Here is an 18,388-nt window from a genome sequence, read left to right as displayed (position 1 = left end):
GCCGGACGACCCAGAGAGTGCGGGGAGGGGCCCGATGGGGCAGAGCAGTGTGCGGGGGGAGAGAGGGCGGCGGGCCGCCGTCCCCGAGCCCCGCGAGCCCGGTGAGGACGGCAGCCCGCAGAAAGGCAAGCGCCCCGCGTCATCGGACGCGGGGCGCCGCTCGAGCGGTGGAGGGCGGCCGGGCGGCGACGGGCGGCGCGGCGAGGAGCGGCCGCGGCGCGGTCGCGGGGTGCGGATCCTGCGCTGGACCGCCCTGACGCTGGCCGTGCTGGTACTCGGCGCGGCCGGCGCCGGATACTTCTACTACGAACACCTGAACGGCAATCTGAAGAAGGAGGACCTGGACCTCGGCGACAGCAAGATCGGCAAGCCCGAGCCGAACGCCGCCGGCCAGACCCCCCTCAACATCCTGCTCATAGGCTCCGACAGCCGGAACACCGCGGAGAACGTCAAGCTCGGCGGGGCCAAGCAGGACGCGGACCGCAAGCCGCTGGGCGATGTGCAGATGCTGGTGCATGTCTCGGCCGACCGCAGCAACATGTCGGTGGTCAGCATCCCGCGCGACACCCGGGTGACCATCCCCCAGTGCACCGATCCACACGACGGAACGGTCTATCCGAAGACCGTGGGGGCCATCAACGAGTCGCTCCAGCACGGCGGTCCGGGCTGCACGGTCGCCACCTGGAAGGAGCTCACCGGCCTCTACATCGATCACTTCATGATGATCGACTTCTCCGGGGTGGTCTCCATGGCGGACGCCATCGGCGGTGTCCCGGTGTGCGTGGACAACAACGTCTACTCCCATGACAGCAAGGGCCATGGCTCCGGGCTGAAGCTCACCAAGGGCACCCACAACGTGAAGGGCGTCCAGGCCCTCCAGTGGCTGCGCACCCGCTACGGCTTCGAGGACAACACCGACATCGGCCGGGCCAAGGCCCAGCACATGTACATGACCTCGATGATCCGCCAGCTGAAGTCGGGCACCAAGCTCAGCGACCCGGGCAAGCTGATGGACCTCGCGGAGGCCGCCACCGAGGCGCTGACCGTCGACCACGGCCTCGGCACCGTCAAGAACCTCTACGACCTGGGCAATGACCTCAAGCGGGTGCCCACCAAGCGCACCACCATGAGCACCATGCCGTGGGAGTACGGCGGCGGCGGGGAGTATGTGCTGCCCAAGCCGGGCGACGCCGAGCAGACCTTCTCGCTGCTGCGCAACGACATCGCGCTGGACGGCAAGGACAAGAAGAAGCCCGACGCCACCCCGGCCCCCACCGCGCCCAAGGAGCAGCTCCCGGTGGTGGTGCAGAACGGCACCGCCAGCACCGTCCTGGGGCCGGTCTCCGGCCGGGCCTCGGTCATCACCTCCGAGCTGGTGCGGCTGGGCTACGCCAAGGCCACCGCGAACACGGAACTCATCTCGCAGGCCGACACCACCGTCCTCTACCCGGGCGAGGACCGGCAGGGCGACGGCCTGGCCGTGGCCAAGGCGCTGAAGCTGCCGAAGTCCGCGGCAAGGTCGTCCGCGTCGGTCCAGGAGATCACCGTGGTGGTCGGCAACGACTGGCGCGAGGGCACCGCCTATCCGAAGCCGGCGACGGACGACGACGGCAAGGCGCCCGAGAGCGCGGACGCGCTCAACGGCGAGGAGAAGGGCTGTATGAAGGTCAACCCGGGCTACAGCTTCTGACGCCCCCGTGACGGCACGGCGAAGACGCCCCCCGTGACGGCACGACAAAGGGGCCGGGCCCGCGACGGGTCCGGCCCCTTCGCGTACGGCTACGAGGCCATGACCGCCGGGCGGCGGCTGGCGATGACCCGCTTGGCCAGCGCCCGCGGGCTGGTCAGAAAGCCCCAGCCCCAGGACATGTGCATGGTCGCGAGCGCCACCGGGACCCGCAGCCGGGCGGCCACCGGAAGCCCCTTGCCCGCCGGGATCGAGCCCGCGACGATCGCGGCCAGATAACCGCCGGGGATCACCAGGGCCCACGGGGTGACGGCCGCGCCCGCCACGAGGCCCGCCGCGATGGCGACGACGGCGGTCGGCGGGGCGAGATAGCGCAGGTTGATCGAGCCCTGGTGGAAGCGGGCGACGACATGGCGCCAGCGCCCGTAGTCCTTGTACTGCTTGGCCAGGGCCCGCACGCTCGGCCGCGGCCGGTAGGAGACCTTCAGCTCGGGCGAGAACCAGATCAGCCCGCCGGCCTCGCGGATCCGGAAGTTCAGCTCCCAGTCCTGGGCGCGGATGAACTCCTCGTTGTAGCCGCCCTGTTGTTCCAGCGCCTCGCGCCGGAAGACGCCCAGATAGACGGTCTCGGCGGGGGCCGCCTCGCCGCCGGTGTGGAAGGCCGCGTTGCCCACGCCGATCTTGGAGGTCATGGCGGCGGCGACGGCCTTCTCCCAGTCGTTCTCGCCCTCGGCGTGCATGATCCCGCCGACGTTCTGCGCGCCGGTCTCCTCCAGGAGCCGGACGGCGGTCGCGATGTAGTTCGGCGAGAGCATGCCGTGGCCGTCGACCCGCACCACCACCGGATGGCGGGATGCCTTGATCGCCGCGTTCAGGGCGGCGGGGGTGCGGCCCGTGGGGTTGGGGACCGTATGCACCCGGGGGTCCTCCGCCACCAGTTCGGCGGCGATCTCGTCGGTACGGTCCGCGGACGGGCCGAGCGCGATCACCACCTCCATCTCGCCGTCGTACTCCTGCTCCAGGATGTGCCGCACGGCATTGCGCAGATGGCGTTCCTCATTGAGCACCGGCATGATCACGGAGACGGCCGGGAGCTGATGCGGGGGCATGGCACCTCGGGGTTCGGGGGCCGGGCCCCAGGAGACTGGGGGTGGGGCCCCAAAAAGACTGCGATATCGCGCCCACGTTACCGCGAATGGTGGACACCGGAGCGCGCCGCCCGGGTGGCAGCGCGCCACACGGGCGGCGTGGGGCCGTCAAAGCGATCGTCGTATGGGCCTACGGTGAGGCGGTTCCGCCCAGCCCACCCGTTCACGGAGGTCCCCGGAGTGAGTGCACCGGCCCGATCGCCGCGCCCGCCGCGCCCCCGCTCCCGCCGCCCCCGCTGGGGGCTGCGGCTCGCCACGGGCGGCGCCGCTCTGGTGCTGGCGGTCAGCGGCATCGGGCATCTGCTGGTCAGTGAGCTCGAATCCGGGATCCACCGGGTGGATGCCTTCGGCGGCCTGGACAACCGGCCGAAGAACACCGGCGGCGGCGTCAACTTCCTCGTGGTCGGCACGGACGGACGGGAGAAGATCACGCCTCGGGAGAAGGCGCTGTACCGGCTGGGCGGAGCCCCCTGCCGCTGCACCGACACGATCATGCTGATGCATCTGTCGGCCGACCACCGCCGGGTCAGCGCGGTCAGCCTGCCCCGCGACTCCTACGCCCAGATCCCCGCGTACACCGACGCCACCGGGAAGCGCCATCCGCACCATCCGCGGAAGCTGAACGCCGCGTACGCCGAGGGCGGGCCGAGCCTGACCGTGCGCACCGTGGAGCATCTGACCGGCATCCACATCGACCACTACCTCGAGGTGGACTTCACCAGCTTCATGAAGACGGTCGATGTGCTCGGCGGGGTCAAGATCTGCACCGCGCGGCCGCTCAAGGACGACCACACCGGGCTCGACCTGGCGGCCGGCACCCATGTGCTGAACGGCGGCCAGGCGCTGCAGTACGTCCGCTCCCGGCATGTCGACGGCACCTCCGACCTGGGCCGGATCCAGCGGCAGCAGCGCTTCCTGGCCGCTGTGGTCCACCAGACCACCGCCGGTGGCCTCCTGCTCAACCCGGTGCGGTTCAACCGGGTGGCCGGGGCCCTGCTGGGCTCGGTCCGCGCCGACCACGGCTTCGGGGCGGCGGACATGGTCGCCCTGGGGCGGGCGATGAGCGGCGTCACCCCCGCGTCCTCCGAGTTCGCCTCGGTCCCGGTGATCCTGCCCGGCGTCCCGGTGAAGGGGTCAGGCTCCACGCTCCGCTGGGACCAGCCCAAGGCCGAGCGGCTCTTCGCCACCCTCCGCGAGGACCGGCCGCTGGTCGCCCACCGCCCGAAGCGTTCCGGCGCCACCGCGGTCGACGTGGACCCGGACCGGGTCCGGGTGCATGTGCTCAACGGCACCAATACGGCGGGGCTGGCCCGCCGGGCGGACCGCGCGCTGCACGCCACCGGCTTCGCCACCACCGGCTCCCCCGCCGACGCCGCGACCCCCGACGTCCGGCACACGGTGATCGCGTACGACCCGGTCTGGGACCGCTCGGTGCGCTCGCTGGCGGCCGCGCTGCCCGGGGCCCGGCTGAAGCCGGTGGTCGGGCAGGGCGCGGTGATGCAGATCACCATCGGCGCGGACTACGCGGGTGTGCGGCGGGTCCGGGTCGAGAAGCCGCGGACCGACGCCGCCGGGTTCGGGGCCGTCACCGGCGACGAGGTCGTCTGCCCCGAGGGCGCCACTCGCGCCCTGTGACCGGGGTCACCCCCGGCCGGCGTCCTCCGTGTCGTCGTCGACGCGCGGGGCGACGCGCCGGGCGCGGAGTTCCTTGATCGCGCGGCGGCGGGCCAGCCGGTGGGTCCGGCGGATCTCGGCCTCCTGGTAGCGCCGCTTGTCCCGCTCGGTCTCCGGGATGACCGGGGGCACGGGCCGGGGCTTGCCGTCGGCGTCGACGGCGGCGAAGACCAGATAGGCGCTGCCGACCTGGGTGGCGGGCGTGGACTCGTTCCACCGCTCGGCCAGCACCCGCACCCCGATCTCCATGGAGGACCGGCCGGTCCAGTTGACCTGGGCCTTCACATGGACGAGGTCGCCGACCCTGACGGGTTCGAGGAAGGCCATCTCGTCCATCGACGCGGTGACCGCGGGCCCCTCGGAGTGGCGTCCGGCGACCGCTCCGGCCGCGTCGTCCACCAGTTTCATGATCACGCCGCCGTGGACGGTCCCGAGCAGATTGGTGTCACTGCCCGTCATGATGTGTGACAGCGTGGTACGGGAGGCGGAGGTGGGCTTTCCCGGAAGCTCCGGTTCCGCACCGTGGGCCTGATTGGTCATGCCGTCCACCTTATGCGGACCGGATTCTTATCAGGTCTGCAACAGCCGTGCCCCGATCCGGCACCCGCCCTGTAAGGCGACCCACCCGACCAGGCACACTGCCTTGCATGAGCGAATGGCCCCAGGGATCGACCGGCGACCGCAGCGGCCGGTACGGACGTGGTAGCGGCAGCCCCGACCCGGAAGGGGCACGCGCCATGCCACAAGTGAGACGTACGGCGCCCGGTGCGGGCGGTCCGTACAACGAGCCGCCCCTGCCCCCCGACCTCTCGCCGCACGGCACCATTCCGCGGCAGCAGGCGTCCCAGGGCTATGACGACTACGACGACGGCTACAACACCGGGCAGGTCTACGGCCGCGGCAACGGCGGGCCCGGCGGCGGCGACCCCTACGGCCCCGGCGGTCCGGGCGGCCCCGGGCCGCGTCCGGTGAGGCCGAAGAACTGGAAGCGCCGGATAACCATCGGCCTGGTCACCCTGCTCGTCCTGCTGCTCGCCGTCGGTATCGGCACCTACTTCTGGGCCGACTCCAAGCTCCGCCGCGAGGTCGACCTCAGCAAGGTCGAGGACCGGCCGGGCGGCGGCAAGGGCACCAACTACCTCATCGTGGGTTCGGACAGCCGCGAGGGCATGTCCGACGAGGACAAGAAGAAGCTGCACACCGGTTCGGCCGACGGCCGCCGCACCGACTCCATGATCCTTCTCCATGTCGGTGACAACGGCAACACCATGGTCAGCCTCCCGCGTGACTCCTGGGTCACCATCCCGGCCTTCACCGGCTCGGAGAGCGGCCGGCGGATCCCGCAGAGCCAGAACAAGCTGAACGCCTCGTACTCCTCCGAGGGCCCCTCGCTGCTCGTCCGCACGATCGAGTACAACACCGGTCTGAAGATCGACCACTACGCGGAGATCGGCTTCGACGGCTTCGCCAGCCTCGTGGACGGGGTCGGCGGCGTCGACATCGACATCCCGCAGGACATGAAGGACAAGAAGTCCGGCAATGACCTGAAGAAGGGCAAGCAGACGCTGAACGGCCAGCAGGCGCTCGCCTTCGTCCGGCAGCGCTACGGCCTCGCGGGCGGCGACCTGGACCGCACCAAGAACCAGCAGAAGTTCCTCTCCGCGCTGGCCAACAAGGCGGCCTCGCCCGGCACGGTCATGAACCCCTTCAAGCTCTACCCGACGATGGGCGCCGGCCTGGACAACCTGGTCGTCGACAAGGACATGAGCCTGTGGGACGTGAAGGACATGTTCTTCGCCATGAAGAGCGTCTCCGGCGGTGACGGCAAGCAGATGAACATGCCGATCTCCAACCCCGGCCTGTCCACCTCCAAGGGCAGCGCGGTGCAGTGGGACATGGCCAAGGTCAAGCAGCTGATGGGCGAGCTGAAGAACGACGACAAGGTCACGGTCTCCAGCAACTGATCCAAGACGAATGAGCGGCGCCGGGCCCGTCGGGCCCGGCGCCGCTCATTCGTTGTGACGGGCTACGGAAGGTTGCGCGCCATCACGATGCGCTGGACCTGGTTGGTGCCCTCGTAGATCTGCGTGATCTTGGCGTCGCGCATCATCCGCTCGAGCGGGTAGTCACGGGTGTAGCCGTAGCCGCCGAGCAGCTGGACGGCGTCCGTGGTGATCTCCATCGCGGCATCCGAGGCGTAGCACTTGGCCGCGGCGCCGAAGAACGTCAGGTCCTCCTTGCCGCCTCCGGCGGAGACCCGCTCGGACTTGGCCGCCGCCGCGTAGGTGAGCTGCCGGGCGGCCTCCAGCTTCATGGCCATGTCGGCGAGCATGAACTGGACGCCCTGGAAGTCGCCGATCGGCTTGCCGAACTGCTTGCGCTCCTGGACGTACCCCTTGGCGTAGTCCAGGGCACCCTGGGCGATGCCGAGGGCCTGGGCGGCGATGGTGATCCGGGTGTGGTCCAGGGTCTTCATCGCGGTGGCGAAGCCGGTGCCCTCTTCGCCGATCATCCGGTCCGCGGGGATGCGGACGTTGTCGAGATAGACCTCACGGGTCGGGGAGCCCTTGATGCCGAGCTTCTTCTCCGGGGCGCCGAAGGAGACGCCCGGGTCGGACTTCTCGACGACGAAGGCGGAGATGCCCTTGGAGCGCTTCTCGGGGTCGGTGACGGCCATCACCGTGTAGTACTCGGAGACCCCGGCGTTGGTGATCCAGCGCTTGACGCCGTTGAGGACGTAGAAGTCGCCGTCGCGCACCGCCTTGGTCTTCATCCCCGCCGCGTCCGAGCCCGCGTCCGGCTCGGAGAGGCAGTACGAGAACATCGCGTCGCCCTTGGCGAGCGGTGCCAGGTACTTCTTCTTCAGCTCCTCGGAGGCGGAGAGGATGACCGGCAGCGAGCCCAGCTTGTTGACCGCGGGGATCAGGGACGAGGAGGCGCAGACCCGGGCGACCTCCTCGATGACGATCACGGTGGCCAGCGCGTCCGCGCCGGAGCCGCCGTAGGACTCGGGGACGTGCACCGCGTGCAGATCGTTCGCGACCAGGGCGTCGAGCGCCTCCTGGGGGAACCGGGCCCCCTCGTCGACCTCTGCGGCGAAGGGGGCTATCTTCGCCTCGGCGAGAGAGCGGACGGCGTCCCGGAGCATGTCATGCTCCTCGGACGGCCGGTACAGGTCGAAGTCGTTCACCGAGGACGCCAAGCCTCTCACTCCCCAAGAGTGCTAACTACCGTTAAGTAACTGAATTCTAGGGGCGACGCCCCGGTAGGTATACGTGAGTTACCTGACAGAGTCGCTGAGGCCGTCCCGCGGTCCCGACTATGCTCAGGCACCGCATCTGCGATCGACCGTTCTGGAGCACTGCATGGCCCTCAAGATCACTGTGATCGGCACCGGCTACCTCGGCGCCACCCACGCAGCGGCCATGGCGGAACTGGGCTTCGAGGTGCTCGGCCTCGACATCGTGCCCGAGAAGATCGCGATGCTCACCGAGGGCCGGGTGCCGATGTACGAGCCCGGTCTCGAGGACCTGCTGCGGCGCCATGTCGCGGGGTTCGAGGGCGCCACCGGGCGGCTGCGCTTCACCACCTCCTACGAGGAGGCCGGGGAGTTCGGCGACATCCACTTCATCTGTGTGAACACCCCGCAGAAGCACGGCGAGTACGCCTGTGACATGAGTTACGTCAACGCCGCGGTGGACTCGCTCGCCCCGCATCTGCGCCGCCCCGCGCTGGTCGTCGGCAAGTCCACGGTGCCCGTCGGCAGCGCCGACCTGCTCGCGGCCCGGCTGGCCGAGCTGGCCCCGGTGGGGGCGGACGCGGAGCTCGCCTGGAACCCGGAGTTCCTGCGCGAGGGGTTCGCCGTCCAGGACACCCTGCACCCGGACCGGATCGTGGTCGGCGTCGCCGGCGACCGGGCCGAGAAGCTGCTCCGCGAGGTGTACCAGACGCCCATCGCCGAGGGCTCGCCCTTCGTGGTGACCGACTTCCCCACCGCCGAGCTGGTGAAGGTCGCGGCCAACTCCTTCCTGGCGACGAAGATCTCCTTCATCAACGCCATGGCCGAGGTCTGCGAGGCGGCGGGCGGCGATGTGGTCAAGCTGGCCGAGGCCATCGGCTACGACGAGCGCATCGGAAGTAAGTTCCTGCGGGCCGGCATCGGCTTCGGCGGCGGCTGTCTGCCCAAGGACATCCGGGCCTTCATGGCACGCGCCGGTGAGCTCGGCGCCGACCAGGCGCTCACCTTCCTCCGCGAGGTCGACTCGATCAACATGCGGCGCCGCGGCCATATGGTCGAGCTGGCCCGCGAGGCCGTCGGCGGCAGCTTCCTGGGCAAGCGGGTCGCCGTGCTGGGCGCGACCTTCAAGCCGGACTCCGACGACGTCCGGGACTCCCCCGCACTCAACGTGGCCGGTCAGATACAGCTCCAGGGCGCCCAGGTCACCGTCTTCGACCCCAAGGGCATGGAGAACGCCCGGGCCCTCTTCCCGACCCTCGCCTACGCGGCGACCGCGGCCGAGGCGGCGCGGGGCGCCCATGCGGTGCTGCATCTCACCGAGTGGCGCGAGTTCCGCGAGCTGGACCCGGCGGCCCTCGGCGGCGTCGTCGCCGAGCGCCGCATCCTGGATGGGCGCAACGCCCTGGACCCCGACCACTGGCGCGAGGCCGGCTGGACCTACCGCGCCCTGGGGCGCCCGCTGGCGTAGCCGTTCGCCCACGCGTGAGCGATCGTCATACCGCTTCGGCTCTCTCGCCCGCCAGGCGACGGGGAAGAGGAGAAGCCTCGGGCTGGGGTGCCTGAGGTTGGTGCGCCGGGCCGGTGGGGTGGGTGTCAGGCGGTGGGCGCGGCGTCCAGTTGGTCGATGGTCGCGAGGGACGGGCCGCGGGTGCCCTGCGCGGCGCGCGCCGCGTCCTCGGCGCCGCGCAGCGTACGGACCGCGTTCTGCCAGGTCAGCTTGGCGAGGTCGGCCGGTGACCAGCGGCGGCCGAGCAGCTTGGCGATCAGGTTCGGATAGCCCGCGACATCGGTGAGGCCCTCGGGGGTGAAGGCGGTGCCGTCGAAGTCGCCGCCGATGCCGATGTGGTCGATGCCCGCCACCTCGCGCATATGGTCGAGATGGTCGGCGACGGTCGACACGCCGGCCAGGGGGCGCGGGTTGGCCTCCTCGAAGGCGCGCTGGACCTTCATCCCGGCGGGCGTCATCTCCAGCGGATGCATTCCGTGGGCGCGCATGTTCTCGTCCGCCGCCCGGGTCCAGGCGACCGCCTCGGGCAGGACGAACTTGGGGACGAAGGTGGCCATCGCCACGCCCCCGTTGGCGGGCAGCAGGGCCAGCACGTCGTCGGGGATATTGCGCGGATGGTCGCAGACGGCGCGCGCGGAGGAGTGCGAGAAGACCACGGGCGCCTCGGTCACCCGGAGCGCGTCCCGCATGGTGTCGGCCGAGACATGGGAGAGGTCGACGAGCATGCCCAGGCGGTTCATCTCGCGCACCACCTCCTCGCCGAAGCGGGTGAGGCCGTGCGCCTTCGGCTCGTCGGTCGCCGAGTCGGCCCAGGGGACGTTGTCGTTGTGGGTGAGCGTCATATAGCGCACGCCGAGGTCGTACAGGGTGCGCAGGGTGGCCAGGGAGCAGTTGATGCTGTGGCCTCCCTCGGCGCCCATGAGGGAGGCGATCCGGCCCTCGGTCCGCGCCGCCTCCATGTCGTCGGCGGTGAAGGCCGGGCGCAGGTCGGTGGCGTAGCGCTCGGTGAAACGGCGGACGACATCGATCTGTTCGAGGGTGGCGCTGACCGCGGTGTCGCCGCTGAAGTCCGAGCGCACGTACACCGACCAGAATTGGGCACCTACGCCGCCGGCGCGGAGGCGGGGGATGTCGGTGTGGGTGTGCGCGGTGAGGTCGGCGGCCATGTCCCGCTGGTCGAGGTCGTAGCGGACTTGCTCGCGCAGGGCCCAGGGGAAGTCGTTGTGGCCGTCCACGACGGGGTGGGCGGCCAGCAGGTCGTGGGCTTGCGCGAGGTGATCGGTCATCCTCGTAGTCTCGTATGCGGGCGGGGCGAAGTCACGTGTTGGGGGGCGTGCGTGGGGTGGGGCGCCTGCGGCGGGCTGTGCCCCACCCCGCCCCTTCCCGAAACCGGGGGCTCCGCCCCGGACCCCGCTCCTCAGTCGCCGGAGGGGCTGGAAGTCAGCGGCCGAAGCCGAACGCGTCCGCGCCGTCCACCTTCGCCCGCAGGCGCTTGCCCTTTTCCGTGGCCTGGGCGTTGAGTTCGTCCTGGAACTCGCACATCCGCGCCTGGAGTCCGGGGTCGTGTGCGGCCAGGATCCGGGCGGCGAGCAGGCCCGCGTTGCGGGCGCCGCCGATGGAGACGGTGGCCACCGGGACGCCCGCGGGCATCTGGACGATCGACAGCAGGGAGTCCATGCCGTCGAGGTACTTCAGCGGTACGGGCACCCCGATCACCGGCAGCGGGGTGACGGACGCGAGCATGCCCGGGAGGTGGGCGGCGCCGCCCGCGCCCGCGATGATCGCCTTGAGGCCGCGGGATGCCGCGTTCTCCCCGTAGGCGACCATCTCGCGCGGCATGCGGTGGGCCGAGACGACATCCACCTCGTACGGGACCTCGAACTCGTCGAGGGCCTTGGCCGCTTCTTCCATGACGGGCCAGTCGGAGTCGGAGCCCATGACGATGCCGATCACAGGAGCGCTCATTCGGTGATGGTCCCTCGGAGGTAGTCGGCGGCGTGCCGGCCGCGCTCGCGCACATCGGCCAGGTCGTCGCCATAGGTGTTGACGTGGCCGACCTTGCGCCCGGGCTTCACGTCCTTGCCATACATATGGATCTTGAGCGCCGGGTCGCGCGCCATGCAGTGCAGATACGCCCCGTACATATCGGGGAAGTCCCCGCCGAGCACATTGGTCATCACGGTCCACGGGGCGCGCGGCCGCGGATCGCCGAGCGGGAGGTCGAGCACGGCCCGCACATGGTTGGCGAACTGGGAGGTGACGGCGCCGTCCTGGGTCCAGTGACCGGAGTTGTGGGGGCGCATCGCCAGCTCGTTGACCAGCAGCCGGCCGTCGCGGGTCTCGAACAGCTCGACCGCGAGATGGCCGACCACCCCGAGCTCCGCCGCGATCTTCAGCGCCATCTCCTGCGCCGTGCCGGACAGCTCCTCGGAGAGGCCGGGGGCCGGGGCGATCACGGTGTCGCAGACCCCGTCCACCTGGATCGACTCCACGACGGGGTAGGCCACGGCCTGGCCGTGCGGGGACCGTACGACATTGGCGGCGAGCTCACGGGCGAAGTCGACCATCTCCTCGGCGAGGACGGGCACCCCGGCGCGGAACGGCTCGGCCGCCTCCTCCACACCGCGGACGACCCAGACGCCCTTGCCGTCGTAACCGCCGCGCACCGTCTTGAGGACGACCGGAAATCCGTCGCCCTCCCCCGCTTCCGCCGCGAACCGCGCGACGTCCTCGGGGTCGGCCACGATGCGGTGGCGCGGGCACGGCACACCGGCCTCGCTCAGCCGCTCGCGCATCACACCCTTGTCCTGGGCGTGCAGCAGCGCCTCGACTCCGGGGCGGATGACCACGCCATCCGCCTCCAGGGCGCGCAGATGCTCCGCCGGGACATGCTCGTGGTCGAAGGTGACCACATCACAGCCTTGTGCGAAAGCACGAAGGACGTCCAGGTCGCGGTAGTCGCCGATGACGACATCGCTGACCACCTGGGCCGCCGAGTCCTGGGGGGTGTCACTGAGCAGCTTGAACCTGATGCCGAGGGGGATGCCCGCCTCGTGGGTCATACGGGCGAGCTGGCCGCCGCCGACCATGCCGACTACCGGGAATGTCACCCTCCCAGGGTAACTTCCCCCTCCGACCGGCCCTGACCTGCGTTGGAGGAACCTCCAGACATACCCGCCGGACACCTGACCGCGGCCTGAAAGGCACGGGGTGCGGCCGCTGGTTAGCATGGGGGGATGGACGACACCGACGGGACGGGGCTGAACGATCACCATGAGTGAACGGAGCACACTCGGCGGGCTGCGCGCCCAGATGGGGCAACTGGCTCGCGAGATCGCGAAGTTCGGGGTGGTCGGCGGTGCCGGCGTCTTCGTCAATCTCGCGGTGTTCAACCTGGTCCGCAGCGTCACCGAACTGCCGGTGGTGCGGGCCAGCATCGTGGCCACGGTGGTCGCCACCGGCTTCAACTACGTGGGATACCGCTACTTCACCTACCGGGACCGCGACAAGCAGGGCCGCACCAAGGAGCTCAGCCTCTTTCTGCTGTTCAGCGCCATCGGCCTGATCATCGAGAACGGTGTGCTCTACGCCGCCACCTATGGCTTCGGGTGGGACAGCTCACTGCAGAGCAATGTGTTCAAGTTCCTCGGCATCGGGCTGGGCACCCTCTTCCGCTTCTGGTCCTACCGGACCTGGGTGTTCCGGACGCTGCCGGCGCGGGACGCCGTCGTGCGCGCGGAAGCCTTCCTGTCCGACGCGCCGCCCGCCCAGGCCACCCGTAAGCAGCCGGTCCGCAAGTAGGTCCGCCCGTAGCCCCGAGGGGCCCTCCGGCGCGGCTCACGAGTCCGAGGCGTCCTCGGCCTCCCGGCTGAGGAAGAGCGCGAACACCGGCGGATGCTGCTGCAGCAGCTCCAGCCGTCCGCCGTCCGCCTCGGCCAGGTCCCGCGCGACGGCGAGCCCGAGCCCGGTGGAGTTCCGTCCGCTGACGGTCCGCTCGAAGACCCGCGCCCCCAGGTCCGGCGAGACCCCAGGGCCCTCGTCGGAGACCTCCACCACGGCCTGGTTGCCGGTGACCCGGGTACGCAGCGCGACCGTACCGTCACCGTGCATCAGCGAGTTCTCGATCAGCGTCGCCAGCACCTGGGCGACCGCGCCCGGAGTGCCCACCGCGCGCAGCCCCTTCTTGCCCGAGCGCACGATGGCCCGGCCCTCGCTGCGCGAGGCCGGGCGCCACTCCTCGATCTGCTGCTTGACGACCTCGTCCAGGTCGAAGGCGACCGCGGAGCCGCTGCGCGGATCGCGCGAATTGGTCAGCAGCCGCTGGACGACGTCGGTGAGCCGCTCCACCTGGCCCAGCGCGATCGTCGCCTCTTCCTTGACCGTTTCCGGGTCGTCGGTGAGCGTGATCTCCTCCAGCCGCATCGACAGCGCGGTCAGCGGCGTACGGAGCTGATGCGAGGCGTCGGCGGCCAGCCGCCGCTCCGCGGTGAGCATCCGGGCGATCCGCTCGGCGCTCCCGTCCAGCACATCGGCGACCCGGTCCAGCTCCGGCACCCCATAGCGCCGGTGGCGCGGCCGGGGGTCTCCGGAGCCCAGCCGCTCGGCGGTCTCGGCGAGGTCGGTGAGCGGGGCGGAGAGCCGGTGCGCCTGGCGTACGGCGAGGGCGACGGCGGCGAGCACGGCGAGCAGCGCGACCGCGAGGATGATCAGCATGGTGCGGCCGACCTCGCGGCTCACCGTGGTCCGGGACGCCTCGACCCGTACGACCTCGCCCTGCTCACCCGGCTCCTCGGCGGAGATGACACTGCCCTCGGGGCGCTTGCCGATCTCCACATTGCGGTGGTCGGGCATCCTGATCACGGCGTAGCGGCCGGGCTCGATCTGCTCGCGCAGCACTCTGGGGGTGACCCCCTCGCCCCCCAGCAGCCTGCTGTCGACGATGCTGACCAGGCGCACCGCGTCGGAGCTCACGCTCTCCTGGGCGCTGTTCTCGATGGTCCGCGTCTCGACGATGACCAGCGACAGACCGAAGACCGCGATGACGACGAGCACCACGGCGAGCGTGGAGTTGATCAAGCGACGGCGCATTGCCCCACCGTGTCAGTACTGGTCAGCTTCTTCAGCTTTTCTCGAATCGGAAGCCGACACCACGAACGGTGGCGATATAGCGGGGATTGGCCGCATCGTCACCGAGCTTCTTGCGCAGCCAGGAGATGTGCATGTCGAGGGTCTTGGTGGACGACCACCAAGTGGTGTCCCACACCTCGCGCATCAGCTGATCGCGGGTGACGACCCGCCCGGCGTCCCGCACCAGGACGCGCAGCAGGTCGAACTCCTTGGCGGTCAGCTGCAGCTCCTCGTCGCCCATCCAGGCGCGGTGCGACTCGACGTCGATCCGCACCCCGTGGGTGGCCGGCTGCTGTTGCTGTGTCTCGACGGCACCGCGCCGCAGCAGCGCCCGGACCCGGGCGAGCAGTTCGGCGAGCCGGAACGGCTTGGTGACGTAGTCGTCGGCGCCGGCGTCCAGGCCGACCACCGTGTCCACCTCGTCCGCGCGGGCCGTGAGCACCAGCACCGGAAAGCCGTGGCCCTCCGTACGGAGCCGACGGCAGACCTCGAGCCCGTCCATCCCGGGCAGGCCGAGGTCGAGGACGAGCAGGTCGACGCCTCCTTGCAGACCGGCGTCGAGCGCGGTGGGTCCGTCCTCGCGCACCTCGACCTCGTACCCCTCGCGGCGCAGGGCGCGGGCGAGCGGCTCCGAGATGGATGCGTCATCCTCGGCGAGCAGTACTCGGGTCATGGGGGTGATGGTAGTCCGCTGAGGTCGGGGCACGGGGCGCGTACGGCGCGACGGACGGTGCACGGACGGTTGCACGCCTCCGCCGTGAGCTATCTCTCACCGTCTCCAAGAGTGTCAAGTACGTGTCGTATGGTGAAACAACGTCTGTAGCACTCCTCCGGGGCCTTTGGTGACGACGACGCGCCCAAAGGTCTCTGTCATGTCCGGAGCGGGGAAGGGGTCGGCACGACCGGCCCGGACCACATCCGGCGCTCAGTCGCTCAGCCATCCCCCCATGGGCGCTGGCCCGCTCGGCAGCGCTCTCTGAGCACGCAAGGAAACCACCATGGCGTCCAGCCTGACGAAGGGCGCCACCGCGCAGGGGACCCCTGCCGGCGGCAAAACCTTCTTCGGCCACCCCCGCGGCCTGGCCACTCTCTTCATGATCGAGATGTGGGAGCGGTTCAGCTTCTACGGCATGCGGGCCCTCCTCGTGGTCTATCTGATCTCCGGCGGCCCCGACGCCAAGGCCGGCGGGCAGGGTGGCGGACTCGGGCTGACCGAGGGCAACGCGGTGGCCATCTACTCGGTCTACCTGGCCATGGTCTATCTGCTGGCCATGCCGGGCGGCTGGTTCGGCGACCGGGTCTGGGGCCCGCGCAAGACGGTGGTCATCGCGTCCGGGATCGTCATGGCCGGACATCTGGCGCTCTCCGTTCCCGGCCAGGCGACCTTCTTCGTCGGCCTCGCCCTGGTGGCGCTCGGCTCCGGTCTGATCAAGGCCAACATCTCGACGATGGTGGGCCAGCTCTACGACGGTCCGCAGGACCCGCGCCGGGACGGCGGCTTCACCCTCTTCTACATCGGCATCAACCTCGGTGCCTTCGCCGCCCCGTTGGTCATCGGCACCGTCGGCCAGTCGTACAACTGGCACCTGGGCTTCGCGCTCGCCGCGCTGGGCATGGCCCTGGGCCTGGTCCAGTTCCTGATCGGCACCCGCCATCTGAGCCCGGAGAGCAACGTCGTCCCCACCCCGCTGGCGGCCGAGGAGCGCCGCTCCTGGCTGCGCAAGGCGATGCTCTGGCTGATCGTCGCCGCGGTCTTCTACACCGGCGTGGTGCTCAGCGGCAGCTGGACCCTCAACTGGGTGCTGATCCCGATCACCATCCTGGGCCTGATCATCCCGACCGGCGTGCTCATCCGGATCAAGCGCGACCGGGAGCTCTCGGCGGTCGAGCAGACCAAGGTGAGCGGCTACATCTGGTTCTTCGTGGCCGCCGCGGTGTTCTGGATGATCTACGACCAGGGCGGTTCGACGCTGTCCGCCTTCGCCGAGGGCAAGACCGCGGACACGATCTTCGGGCTGCACTTCCCGTCCTCGTGGTTCCAGTCCGTCAACCCGCTGATGATCATGGCGCTGGCCCCGGTCTTCGCCTGGCTGTGGCTGTGGCTGGCGCGGCGTGACCGGGAGCCGAACACCACGCTGAAGTTCGCGATGGCCCTGGTCCTGATCGGCGCCTCGTTCTTCGTCTTCGTCGTGCCGATGGGGATGGCCCAGGACGGGACCAAGGTCAGCCCGCTGTGGCTGGTGTCGATCTACATGGTCCAGACGATGGGCGAGCTGTGCCTGTCGCCGGTCGGCCTGTCGGTGACCACCAAGATGGCGCCGGCGAAGTACGCCAGCCAGATGATGGGCGTGTGGTTCCTGGCCGTGACCGCGGGCGACTGCATCACCGGGCTGCTGTCCATCGCCGGGGTCGACCTCAGCGGAGTCGGGGTGATCACGCTGGAGGCGGCCATGGCGGCGCTCGCCGGCTTCGCGGTCTTCATGTACCGCAAGAAGGTCGTGGCCCTGATGGCCGACGTCCACTGACGTCCGGGGCGGTAGGCGGTACCGCGTAGCGATACGAGGGGCCCGACGCGGGAAGACCGCGCCGGGCCCTTCGCCGTTCGGAGTGGCTATTCGGTTCAGCGGGTGGTGGTGCCGCGCAGCTTGCGCCACGGGGTGAGGGTGAAGATGGCGCCGCCGAGCAGCACGGTGGTACCGGCGATCAGGGCGAGCGCCTTCAGCCCGCCGTGGTCACTCGCACCGGTGTCGGCGAGCCCGCCGCTGGTGGCCGAACCGCCGCTGCCCGAGCTGCCGCTGCCACCGGAGGTGCCGCCCCCGGAGCCGCTGCCCCCGCTCGTACCACCGCCGGTCGTGTCACCGCCGGTGGTGCCGCCGGGCTGGCCTGTGGTGTCCAGCTCGAGCGAGACACCGGGGTCCTTGGACGGGGTGCAGGTGGTGGTCGTACCGAGCGCCTTGACCGTCAGCACCCCGGGGGTGAGCGTCGACTTGCCGCTCGCGCCCGGCTTGTAGGTGCCGGTGAGGTCGGGGATCTCGATCGGATCACCGGACTTGATGGGCTCCTTGTTGGTCGGCCCGGCCACGGCGACGGTGCCCTTGTCGGCACCGCCGACCTTGACGGCCATCGACGGCTTGACCGAATCGGCGGGTATATCGGCCGGGCTGTCCATCACGGACTTGCCGAACTTCACGGTCAGCGCGAAACTCCCGCCGCTCTTGGTGGCGTTGATCTGGACCGGGGAGGTCGCGTTCTTGTCGCCGATGGGGGTCTTGCAGGCGTAGGCGACCTCAACCTCCTTACCGGTGTACGAATCGTCTCCGCCGCCCCCGCCGCCGGTGTTCCCGCTGGTCGTGCCACTGGTGGTGCCGCTGGTCGTACCGCTCGTGGTGCCACTTGTCGTGCCGCTGGTCGTCCCGCTCGTGGTGCCACTCGTCGTGCCGCTCGTCGTGCCGCCCGGACCGCCGCCGCCGTCCGTCACCTTGATGGTCGCGGCCGCCTTGACGTCCTCCTTCGCCGAGCACTTGGTGTCCGTGGGCAGCGGCTTGCTGACGTTGATGTTGTAGCCGCCGGGCGTCAGCGTCACCTCGCCCGCCTTCGTGAGCTTCAGCTTCCCCTTCATATCGGACAGCTTCATCTCACCGCCCTTGGGGATCGCCGGGTTCTCCCGCGGCCCCTCCAGGGACAGGTCACCGGTCTGTGCGCCGCCCACCGTGATGGTGCCGGTCGGCAGGATGGTGTTGGCCTCCAGGTCGAGGATCGGCGGGTTCTTGGAGGCGGCCTGCACCGTCTTCCACACCACCTCGACCTCCTCCCCGACCTTGGCCGTCGCCGGTGCCGTGACGGCCACGGTCGTGGTGCCCTCCACCGGCGGCATACCGGAGATCGGAGGCGGTAGACACTCGGTCTTGTACGAGACCTCGGCGCCCGCCGCGCTGCCCGCGCCGAGCAGCACGCCCGCACCGCCGAGCAGCAGCGCGACGGCGGCCGCACTCACTCTTCGTCGCATC

The 18,388-nt window shown here is 70.3% G+C and carries 15 protein-coding genes; 6 read left to right on the top strand and 9 right to left on the bottom strand.

Annotated features, from left to right (window positions below):
* Window positions 1-34 precede the first annotated feature (34 nt).
* The gene (locus J8403_RS25675; protein ID WP_211125219.1) at window positions 35-1,690 is read left to right on the top strand and encodes an LCP family protein; all 1,656 of its coding nucleotides are present in this window, start codon (window positions 35-37) and stop codon (window positions 1,688-1,690) included.
* 89 nt (window positions 1,691-1,779) lie between these two features.
* On the opposite strand, the gene J8403_RS25670 is transcribed toward J8403_RS25675, so the two are convergent.
* On the bottom strand, window positions 1,780-2,796 hold the full coding sequence (locus J8403_RS25670; RefSeq protein ID WP_211125218.1) for a glycosyltransferase family 2 protein: 1,017 nt from the start codon (window positions 2,794-2,796) through the stop codon (window positions 1,780-1,782).
* A gap of 219 nt (window positions 2,797-3,015) precedes the next feature.
* On the opposite strand from J8403_RS25670, the gene J8403_RS25665 reads away from it, so the two are divergent.
* Window positions 3,016-4,470 carry an LCP family protein gene (locus J8403_RS25665; protein ID WP_211125217.1) on the top strand — a complete coding sequence of 485 codons (1,455 nt, stop codon included), beginning with the start codon at window positions 3,016-3,018 and terminating at the stop codon, window positions 4,468-4,470.
* A gap of 6 nt (window positions 4,471-4,476) precedes the next feature.
* On the opposite strand, the gene J8403_RS25660 is transcribed toward J8403_RS25665, so the two are convergent.
* On the bottom strand, window positions 4,477-5,049 hold the full coding sequence (locus tag J8403_RS25660; protein WP_211125216.1) for an acyl-CoA thioesterase: 573 nt from the start codon (window positions 5,047-5,049) through the stop codon (window positions 4,477-4,479).
* Window positions 5,050-5,156: 107 nt separating this feature from the next.
* Here J8403_RS25660 and J8403_RS25655 point away from each other — a divergent pair, with 107 nt between their 5' ends.
* Entirely contained in the window at window positions 5,157-6,473 is a 1,317-nt protein-coding gene (locus tag J8403_RS25655; RefSeq protein ID WP_211125215.1) for an LCP family protein, read from the top strand.
* 62 nt (window positions 6,474-6,535) lie between these two features.
* Here the strand turns inward: J8403_RS25655 and J8403_RS25650 are convergent, their stop codons facing one another.
* Entirely contained in the window at window positions 6,536-7,711 is a 1,176-nt protein-coding gene (locus tag J8403_RS25650; protein WP_272934033.1) for an acyl-CoA dehydrogenase family protein, read from the bottom strand.
* A 163-nt stretch (window positions 7,712-7,874) separates the two neighbouring features.
* On the opposite strand from J8403_RS25650, the gene J8403_RS25645 reads away from it, so the two are divergent.
* Window positions 7,875-9,215, top strand: coding sequence for a UDP-glucose dehydrogenase family protein (locus J8403_RS25645; RefSeq protein WP_211125214.1), 1,341 nt, complete (start codon window positions 7,875-7,877; stop codon window positions 9,213-9,215).
* Between the two features lie 125 nt (window positions 9,216-9,340).
* Here J8403_RS25645 and J8403_RS25640 read toward each other — a convergent pair whose 3' ends face one another.
* The 3 genes from J8403_RS25640 to J8403_RS25630 all read right to left on the bottom strand — a co-directional run bounded on the left by J8403_RS25640 (window position 9,341) and on the right by J8403_RS25630 (window position 12,364).
* Window positions 9,341-10,540: a dipeptidase gene (locus J8403_RS25640; RefSeq protein WP_211125213.1), complete on the bottom strand. Its 1,200-nt coding sequence runs from the start codon at window positions 10,538-10,540 to the stop codon at window positions 9,341-9,343.
* A 154-nt stretch (window positions 10,541-10,694) separates the two neighbouring features.
* Window positions 10,695-11,219 carry a 5-(carboxyamino)imidazole ribonucleotide mutase gene (purE, locus tag J8403_RS25635; RefSeq protein ID WP_093462347.1) on the bottom strand — a complete coding sequence of 175 codons (525 nt, stop codon included), beginning with the start codon at window positions 11,217-11,219 and terminating at the stop codon, window positions 10,695-10,697.
* The gene (locus J8403_RS25630; RefSeq protein WP_211125212.1) at window positions 11,216-12,364 is read right to left on the bottom strand and encodes a 5-(carboxyamino)imidazole ribonucleotide synthase; all 1,149 of its coding nucleotides are present in this window, start codon (window positions 12,362-12,364) and stop codon (window positions 11,216-11,218) included. The genes purE and J8403_RS25630 overlap by 4 nt, the downstream gene beginning before the upstream one ends.
* 163 nt (window positions 12,365-12,527) lie before the next feature.
* On the opposite strand from J8403_RS25630, the gene J8403_RS25625 reads away from it, so the two are divergent.
* Window positions 12,528-13,055 (top strand): GtrA family protein, encoded by a 528-nt coding sequence (locus J8403_RS25625; protein WP_059145136.1) that lies wholly within the window; start codon window positions 12,528-12,530, stop codon window positions 13,053-13,055.
* Window positions 13,056-13,091: 36 nt separating this feature from the next.
* Here the strand turns inward: J8403_RS25625 and J8403_RS25620 are convergent, their stop codons facing one another.
* Together J8403_RS25620 and J8403_RS25615 are read right to left on the bottom strand one after the other, a co-directional pair.
* Entirely contained in the window at window positions 13,092-14,342 is a 1,251-nt protein-coding gene (locus J8403_RS25620) for an ATP-binding protein (RefSeq protein ID WP_211125211.1), read from the bottom strand.
* 31 nt (window positions 14,343-14,373) lie between these two features.
* The gene (locus J8403_RS25615; RefSeq protein WP_014061218.1) at window positions 14,374-15,054 is read right to left on the bottom strand and encodes a response regulator transcription factor; all 681 of its coding nucleotides are present in this window, start codon (window positions 15,052-15,054) and stop codon (window positions 14,374-14,376) included.
* Window positions 15,055-15,379: 325 nt separating this feature from the next.
* On the opposite strand from J8403_RS25615, the gene J8403_RS25610 reads away from it, so the two are divergent.
* Complete coding sequence (locus tag J8403_RS25610; RefSeq protein ID WP_211125210.1) at window positions 15,380-16,906, top strand: peptide MFS transporter; 1,527 nt, start codon at window positions 15,380-15,382, stop codon at window positions 16,904-16,906.
* 95 nt (window positions 16,907-17,001) lie between these two features.
* On the opposite strand, the gene J8403_RS25605 is transcribed toward J8403_RS25610, so the two are convergent.
* Entirely contained in the window at window positions 17,002-18,387 is a 1,386-nt protein-coding gene (locus tag J8403_RS25605; protein ID WP_211125209.1) for a hypothetical protein, read from the bottom strand.
* Window position 18,388: the final 1 nt, after the last annotated feature.

This window comes from Streptomyces yatensis, assembly GCF_018069625.1.
In the GTDB taxonomy this organism is placed as follows: domain Bacteria; phylum Actinomycetota; class Actinomycetes; order Streptomycetales; family Streptomycetaceae; genus Streptomyces; species Streptomyces yatensis.
Note: the sequence above shows the minus strand (reverse complement) of the source record. Positions and strands in the feature narration are given on the sequence as shown.

Excerpts from the sequence above, each read along its gene's own strand:
- purE (WP_093462347.1), bottom strand. The coding sequence starts at position 11,219 with ATGAGCGCTCCTGTGATCGGCATCGTCATGGGCTCCGACTCCGACTGG.
- J8403_RS25605 (WP_211125209.1), bottom strand. The coding sequence starts at position 18,387 with ATGCGACGAAGAGTGAGTGCGGCCGCCGTCGCGCTGCTGCTCGGCGGT.
- J8403_RS25670 (WP_211125218.1), bottom strand. The coding sequence starts at position 2,796 with ATGCCCCCGCATCAGCTCCCGGCCGTCTCCGTGATCATGCCGGTGCTC.
- J8403_RS25610 (WP_211125210.1), top strand. The coding sequence starts at position 15,380 with ATGGCGTCCAGCCTGACGAAGGGCGCCACCGCGCAGGGGACCCCTGCC.
- J8403_RS25620 (WP_211125211.1), bottom strand. The coding sequence starts at position 14,342 with ATGCGCCGTCGCTTGATCAACTCCACGCTCGCCGTGGTGCTCGTCGTC.
- J8403_RS25675 (WP_211125219.1), top strand. The coding sequence starts at position 35 with ATGGGGCAGAGCAGTGTGCGGGGGGAGAGAGGGCGGCGGGCCGCCGTC.
- J8403_RS25615 (WP_014061218.1), bottom strand. The coding sequence starts at position 15,054 with ATGACCCGAGTACTGCTCGCCGAGGATGACGCATCCATCTCGGAGCCG.
- J8403_RS25640 (WP_211125213.1), bottom strand. The coding sequence starts at position 10,540 with ATGACCGATCACCTCGCGCAAGCCCACGACCTGCTGGCCGCCCACCCC.
- J8403_RS25655 (WP_211125215.1), top strand. The coding sequence starts at position 5,157 with ATGAGCGAATGGCCCCAGGGATCGACCGGCGACCGCAGCGGCCGGTAC.
- J8403_RS25660 (WP_211125216.1), bottom strand. The coding sequence starts at position 5,049 with ATGACCAATCAGGCCCACGGTGCGGAACCGGAGCTTCCGGGAAAGCCC.
- J8403_RS25625 (WP_059145136.1), top strand. The coding sequence starts at position 12,528 with ATGAGTGAACGGAGCACACTCGGCGGGCTGCGCGCCCAGATGGGGCAA.
- J8403_RS25645 (WP_211125214.1), top strand. The coding sequence starts at position 7,875 with ATGGCCCTCAAGATCACTGTGATCGGCACCGGCTACCTCGGCGCCACC.